The sequence below is a fragment of the Pantoea sp. MBLJ3 genome (genome assembly GCF_000816655.1).
Classification (GTDB): Bacteria; Pseudomonadota; Gammaproteobacteria; order Enterobacterales; family Enterobacteriaceae; genus Pantoea; species Pantoea eucalypti.
The window spans coordinates 1-7,154 of the sequence record NZ_JSUT01000019.1; the positions used below are offsets into that span (position 1 = coordinate 1).

Sequence of the window (7,154 nt, forward strand, 5' to 3'; positions counted from 1 at the left end):
ATGCGCAGGTTGCGGTCGCGCCGCATCGGCCACAGGTCCGGCTCCACCGTCAGCTGATAGACCGCGTAGCGGGTGCCGCTCAGCTCCTGGCTGCGCACCGCCACCCGGGTGATTTTGCCGTTGAGGTAGCGCGGGCTCAGCGCGTTCATCAGGCCATCGGTCGGCAGCGTAAACGTCACCGGCTTGCCCAGCAGGGCGTGACGGTCGATGCGCGCGTCGGTGGCCAGCAGTTCGGCGGTGAGCACAAACGGACGGGACAGCGTCTCGGTGCCGGTGAGCGTATGGAACAGCAGGCCGTCCGCCGGCAGCTGAGCAGTAATGCGTGAGAACATGGTTTTCATCCCTGTCTGAAGAAGGTGCGGCAAAAAGTAATGTCTTAAGGTGCAAGCATCAGCACTTTGAACTGACTTGGCACGATACGCATGCCAACCGCATTGGTAGAGTTTTGCAGGCTCACGCTGGTCAAACGCGTTGCCGGCGTGCCTTTCAATAATACGGTGAATGAACCGGTGAGGTGACGTGAGGGTCCCATTACCGTGCCCGATGCAACACCCGTTGCGACACCGGGATTATCACCATTTGTCAGTGGCGTGATGGTCGCCATATTATGCGCTGGCATACCCATGAACAGGATATTGAGTGCATTCGGAATGGCCGTAGGTCCAAGTGCGATGTCCGGATAAGGTATAGGCACTGGCGCGGGCGTTGGTGTCAGGCAGACATCCGGAAAGGCTAAGTCCACGCCAAACAGCTGACAGTTTGCGAACATTCTTGCTCCTTAACCCATGTGAATCTGTTCTGAGTCGACTTTAGTAATTGCTTTGGAGGTAATTACCGTATTGCTGGCATGCAGGCGTACGTAATCCTCTGCTTTCATATCAATCTGACCGGCCCGAACCTGTTCAGTATTACGTGTGGTACGCAGCAGATTGTGGCTAATCTGCGTTACGGTTTGCCACACTGATTCCGCACGCTTGCCAACGATTCGCGAGAGGCTAACCCAGGCAGAAATCTTCTCGCCGCTGTAATTCATATCGTTGATATGACAATCACCCTGTTCAGCGCTGATGCGCAGCGCGCCACTGCTTAAACTTAATTCACCCACACTGCTAATATGCAGATCACCCGGCACACTGAGTTCTGCTTTATGCTCATCAGCCCGCTCTAAAACAGCCAGTAGCCAAATCTGGTGTTCAACGCTGGTTACTAAAACTGTGTCGCCTATTTGCGGGACAATCACGCAGCTTGCAGCGCGGCGACAATGCCAGCCTCGTCCTTCACATTCAATAGTCAGGCTGCCATCGGCGAAGCTGTGCGTGACAATGCCCGCGGTCTGCACTGGGGGTAGAATGGCGTTTGTCAGCGTATGGTTGACATTATGATGCATTACTTAATCTCCTTAGCTGCGGCTCTGGCGCTGTGCGCTCCATGCTTCAGCTGCCAGTAGTTCTTCATCAAATTCCAGAATGCCCCGACGACCAGAGAACTGCGCGTTCTCCTGGCGCGCCCGGTGCATTCGCGTACGTGAAAACGTTGCTGCACGGAAATCCGCCCCGCGCAGATCTGCGCCGGAGAAGTCGCTGTATGTAAGATCGCATCGCATAAAAAGGGCCTGTGAAGCCCTCGTTTGTTGCAGAATACTTTGGAAGAATCGGCTACCCGAAAAATCAGCTCTCTCCAGCACTGCACCCACCAGGATAGCCTGATCGAACAGACTTCCTTTACACTCAGCTTCCGTCAGGTCTGCTTCCATGAATAGAGCCTGACTGGCATTGACCTGATTAAACAGTGCGTCTTTAAGTGAAGCGCCTTTGAAATTACATTGTGTAAGATGCGCACCATTAAACTGCACTTTATCCATGACACAGTCAGTGAACTGGCAACCTGTAAATCGCTGATGATCGTAATTCTTACTGCGTTGATCGCAGTTAAAAAAGACGGTGCGGTCAAACTCACCCGGCGTCAGGAATACCTTACGTAAATCAATATTGTAGAAAGTAGTAAGCAGACATTTGCAACCGTCAAAATGTGCCTCGTCCAGCGTTGATTCAAAAAATACGCAGCGATCAAACTGTGCTTGTTTAAACTGACCTTGCGTGAGCGGACATTGCATAAATTGCGTGCTGAGCAAAACGCTACGCGCAAAATTGCTGTTGGTAAGCACGCACTGGTTGAATACCGTTTCGCTCAGGTTTGTCTCATCTGCCGTTAAACCTGACATTTCGCACTGGTTAAAGATGACCTGTTCAATTTTTGCCTGACGTATATCAGCCCGATCAAGCTGACATTCAGTAAAAACGGTTTCTTTTAAATTGGCCCCTTGCAGATTTGCCCCTATTAAGGACACGTCCTGAAAGATCCCTCCGGAAAGATCAAATCCCTGCAAATTGATACCATCCAGATTCAATTCGCTGATGACCTCACCCTGTTTGATTAGCCGATGAATATCCGTTGCAGTGAGTGCAGTCATACAATTTCTCCATCTCGCTTTGGCAACGTTTTAATGCGTTTCGTAAAAGCCCCGTCAAGCTCGGTGGTTTCGCTGGTGAAAGCCTGTGAGAGGTCAGCACGAAAAAGATTAGCGCCCCGGAAACATGCGCCAGCCAACTGACTTTTCGGTAATAACGCCCCCATCAAATTGGCATCCGTAAAGTCTGCATCGCGAAAATCAGTGCGCACGAACAGACTGCCTGCCAGGTTTGCTTGCTGAAAATTTACACCTCTACAACTTGCCTCGCTTAAATCACTATTCTCAACTTTTGCCAGGGTGAAGAGTGCAGCATCCAGTGGTATCCCACGCAGATTACTTTGTCGAAGTGTAGCGTGAGTAAAATCCGCTTCGTTAAGTGTAGTGCCTGACGTCACCGCGCAGGTGGTCAAGGTTGCGCCAATAAAACCTGCACCATTTGATACTGTGTCGACCCATGAGCAACTCTCAAGTTCGGCGCGATTAAAAACAGCCTGCTCGAGCCTGGATTTAAGAAAGGTCGTTTTAGTGAGTTTTGCCTCTGTAAAATCAAGGTCTGGCAAATCGAGTTCCATAAATACACATGACTGGAGGTTTGCGCGTTGAAAACAGCATTGTGTAAACCAGGTTTCCCTGAACAGTAACCCGCTGAACGTTGTCCCGTTGAACGTGCAATTGTCAAATAACGTCTCTTGCAGTTGCGTATCTTTGAAATGAGCACCGGAAAAATCGCTTTTGCAGCACTGCGCCAGAGCAAAACTTGCGTTCTCAAAATTACAGTTGCGTAGGGAACTGTGGTGAAGTTCGGTTCGCGCCAGCATTGCGCTATGAAAATTAGCGCCGCCGAGTTTGCAATGGCTTAAATCCGCACATTCCAGCAACGTTTTGCTGAAGTTGGCTCCGCGAAGATCCATGCCAGAAAAGTCAGCGCCCGTCAGATCCATGCCGCTAAAGTTTCCATCCTGAGCAAGTGTTCTTTCAGCACGTTGACGAATAATTTTGGCCAGATCACCTTTCAGACGTAATGCTGGTGGCTGGCTTTTTACAGACGTGAGATACATTTGATGGAGAGCATCACGCATCTGTACCAGCTTCTTCTCACCCAAGCTATCCTTGTTGCGTTGAAGCATTTCTTGCATATGAAACAGCGTTTCCGGACCTCGGGGCTGATGCTCATCACCTTCTCTTTGCGGATATCGGGCTTCTATCTCGCGTTGACGCAGCTCTGCCTGCACCTTCATTTCTCCGGCCTGACGCTCCATTTTTTCGATAAATTCCGGCAAGTCTTCCAGTCTGGGAAGCTCTGGTTCCGGGGGTTCTTTCAGCAAGTCACCCACTTCCCCGCCGGATGCTTCAATGCGCGCACGATGTTGTTCCCGAAGATGTTTCGCTCGCGCTTTCATGTTGTCCCGCATCGGACTGGGCGTTTGCTCGACCTGATTATCTATCCAGGGGCCAATGACCTCATCAGGCAGGAGATCTTTTTCGCGAAATGAAAACAGTGCGCCGTTTTCTTTATCCAGCCGTTGCGTAAGTACCTTACGGTAGTGATTCACTGAGCGTGGCGAACCACGTTTTTCCAGTGCGGGCATCAACTGCAAAACATCAGCCGAATCGTCTTCATTAATGCGCGTGTTTCCTTGCCACAACAAAATCATTTGCTCAAGGTGAGGAAAGAACCATACCGTGGTCGCCCTCAGTGAAATTTCCTCGAACAGCGTTTCATCTTCGCGCTGACGATTGATAAAGCAGCGTGCCTGCCAGGGGGGGAGTTTGCCCTCCTGCATCGGCTTTTGTGGATGCATATTCCAGATTCGCCAAGCGGCTTGCTCTGGTAAGGCATCGCGATCTGTCCACCATTGATCAGGACTACCGGCATTAAACACTTTCCAGTCGATATCTCGCGCGAAACCGGGGAAATCATTTTGTAACCAGTTAGAATCGTATTTTCTCCCCATACGGTTAAAACGTTGTGGCCAGCTGATATCCAGTGGGCCAAATCCCGCCGGTTCTGGCTTTTTCCCAGGTTGATTCAGTCGATTACTCATCGCTTCAATATTGGGCAAGCGAACAAATTCATGTCCCTGATGCATCTCAGGGTGAATGCCTATCCCATAGGGATTTTCATTATGCCCTTCACCGCCAAAAGCACGACTCCAGTCAAGCCGCATATGCTCGAACGTTTGCGGCGCAGTGATGTTATTACCGACCCGGTAGCGATCGCCGAATACAGCCAGCGACTTGCTTAACGTATTGACTTCAATCCGCACCGCGCAGGCGGTTTTATCGCTTTGATGATTTGTATAAGCATGGCCAGTGGCCAGAAATTCGGCACATACTTTTGGGATGGCCATATCAAGAACACCGCCACTGGTCTGTAGCTCACTGGCAGCCAGTTGCCAGAGTTCCATTTCAGGACGAAGTTGCGGCTTTTCCCCCATGTCAGTCAGTGCAAGCACCGTTACGCCCAGATGATTTTTACCCTGCCAGCGAAACGGGCGATTAAGTACACTCAGTCGCAGAGGCTTAATGATTTTCATGCCCGGGGTTCCTTCTAAAACGACAGATAAAACAAATACCGGGCCTGACCCCGACCCGGTATTGATAATGATGTGGATAGTTATTTCAAATTTTAATGAACATGCGACTGTATTAATATTGAAAAATAAGCTTCATTTAATGATGAATAATAATTGCATTGCGCATGTAAAGTATAAAATTTCAGCACCACTCTTTTTCGCAATATATATGCTATTCACAAGCCTATATATCGTAGGATTTGCTATTCTGATAACGCCACCACTTTTGACCCCATAAAATTGGCCGCCCTCGATATGGGGAATTAACGCATCTAATTAATTAACTAATCTGCTGTGCAATGAAAAAATCACTAATACAAAACATCAATTACAGCGACTTTTGTCGGAATATCATCACTGTACTTAACAATAACTTTAACACCTTTTTTTAATTTATGAATGTCATTTGGCCTTACTAATCCTTTAGCGGTAAGTATATTCTCTTTTCCAGCAATCGTAAGTGGCACCTTAAAATTATAGAAAAAATCATTACCATATTTGGTGTCTGTCTGCGACCAGCTTTTGGGTTCAGTAGTTATTACTTCACCCTGCCATTCCTCTCTGGTTTTCCAGTTTTTTATTTCAAACAACTCATTTTTATTAGGCTTGAAGATTGAAAACATTACAAACAAACCAAGGACAGTCATGATGATACCGACAATAAATGGTGTTTCAGTTAAAAAATTCATTTTCACCTTCATATAAATAAATGTATCGCGCTAATTACTACATTTTGCAGAGTATCTTCAATTTTAGTTAGTGAACGCTTATTGTCAATACCTTTCGTTGAATAGCTAACTAATGAACTGGAGTTACTCAATGCTGTGACGCTATTACTTACTGTCGTAAATGAAGAACTCATTCCAGTACCACTCATGCTATTACCCGTTAATGAAATACTATTCCCCGTTACACTTTCATTAAAACCGGTCATTGAAAAAGAGTGCACAGCAGTCTTAACCCAACTGGAAGGCGCTTCAATGCTTACTTTCGTGCTGCTTTTAATACTTATTTCGTTTGGGCTAAATATATTAACCGTACCTGTCATTACATTTTGATTCCAGCTGCCATTAATATCCACACTTACATCACCGTTAACTTTCTCCGACAGGTTTCCGGTAATCTCTCGATTTTCATTGCCATTTATATGGGAATTTTTATTACCGACAATTGAAACTTCATCTCCATTACTAATTTTCAACACCCTGCCATTTTCAATGGTAGTCTTTTCACCGTTATTGAAAATTTTAGTCTCAGCATCATCAACCGTCGTTGTGCGCTTCTGCTTGTAATGGAAAGTTGAGTCACCAGTGATCTCGTCAATTTGATCTTTGCCGATCTTTGTCGTACGGCATCCGTCTATTGAAACGGTCTTGTCATTCTCTACCGAAATATTCATATCTTTTTCGGCATGCATATTCAGCAGTTCACTGCCTGGCTTATCTTCAAAAAAAAGATAGCTGGCATTTGCCTGATGTCCATCTTTACTCCGCGTCATAAAGCCCATTCGTGTTGCATCACCAGGTAGATCCCACGGCGGCATGCTCGCCTCGTTGTAAACACGCCCGGTGATGATTGGCCGATCCGGATCGCCGTTAATGAAGTCCACCACCACTTCATCCCCTACGCGCGGGATCTGCACGCCGCCGAATCCCTGGCCCGCCCAGGCGCTGGAGACGCGCACCCAGCAGGAGCTGGTGTCGTCGCCCTTCGCCAGACGGTCCCAGTGAAACTTCACCTTCACCCGGCCGTAGCGGTCGGTCCAGATCGACTCGCCTTTCGGCCCCACCACCTTCGCCGTCTGCGGACCGTGCGTTTTTGGCCACGGCGTCTCCGGCGGCGTGCGGTACGTCACCGACGACGGCAGCACCGTGAAGCTGATATTGTGCCGGCTCTCGCCGGTGTCGCCGCTGGCGTAACTGTTCTCGGCGAAGTCATAGGTCGCCGAGGTCACCAGATATTCGCCGTTGTCGCTGAAGTGCGGCGCGTTGATGATGGCGAAGGTGAAGCCCGGCGCGATGCCGGTGGCGGTGCCCGACCCGCTGACGCTGTGGTGCTCGGCCTGCCACACCTCCTGACGGATGCGCGCGTAGGACTCGCCGTGGCTG

At 48.9% G+C, this 7,154-nt stretch carries 7 protein-coding genes; all 7 read right to left on the minus strand.

Annotation, left to right across the window (positions count from 1 at the left end; translation table 11 throughout):
• On the minus strand, positions 1-332 hold a 332-nt coding region (locus NP77_RS19085), incomplete at its 3' end, for a contractile injection system protein, VgrG/Pvc8 family (protein ID WP_039661315.1).
• A 44-nt stretch (positions 333-376) separates the two neighbouring features.
• Positions 377-769 (minus strand): DUF4150 domain-containing protein, encoded by a 393-nt coding sequence (locus NP77_RS19090; RefSeq protein ID WP_039661316.1) that lies wholly within the window; start codon positions 767-769, stop codon positions 377-379.
• Positions 770-778: 9 nt separating this feature from the next.
• On the minus strand, positions 779-1,387 hold the full coding sequence (locus NP77_RS19095) for a DUF3540 domain-containing protein (RefSeq protein WP_039661317.1): 609 nt from the start codon (positions 1,385-1,387) through the stop codon (positions 779-781).
• A 12-nt stretch (positions 1,388-1,399) separates the two neighbouring features.
• On the minus strand, positions 1,400-2,470 hold the full coding sequence (locus tag NP77_RS19100) for a pentapeptide repeat-containing protein (protein WP_039661318.1): 1,071 nt from the start codon (positions 2,468-2,470) through the stop codon (positions 1,400-1,402).
• On the minus strand, positions 2,467-5,007 hold the full coding sequence (locus tag NP77_RS19105; protein WP_039661319.1) for a DUF2169 domain-containing protein: 2,541 nt from the start codon (positions 5,005-5,007) through the stop codon (positions 2,467-2,469). The genes NP77_RS19100 and NP77_RS19105 overlap by 4 nt, the downstream gene beginning before the upstream one ends.
• Before the next feature lie 350 nt (positions 5,008-5,357).
• Entirely contained in the window at positions 5,358-5,735 is a 378-nt protein-coding gene (locus NP77_RS19110; RefSeq protein ID WP_039661321.1) for a hypothetical protein, read from the minus strand.
• Between the two features lie 8 nt (positions 5,736-5,743).
• Positions 5,744-7,154 (minus strand): type VI secretion system Vgr family protein (locus tag NP77_RS19115; protein ID WP_039661320.1); only part of this gene is annotated, 1,411 nt, incomplete at its 5' end.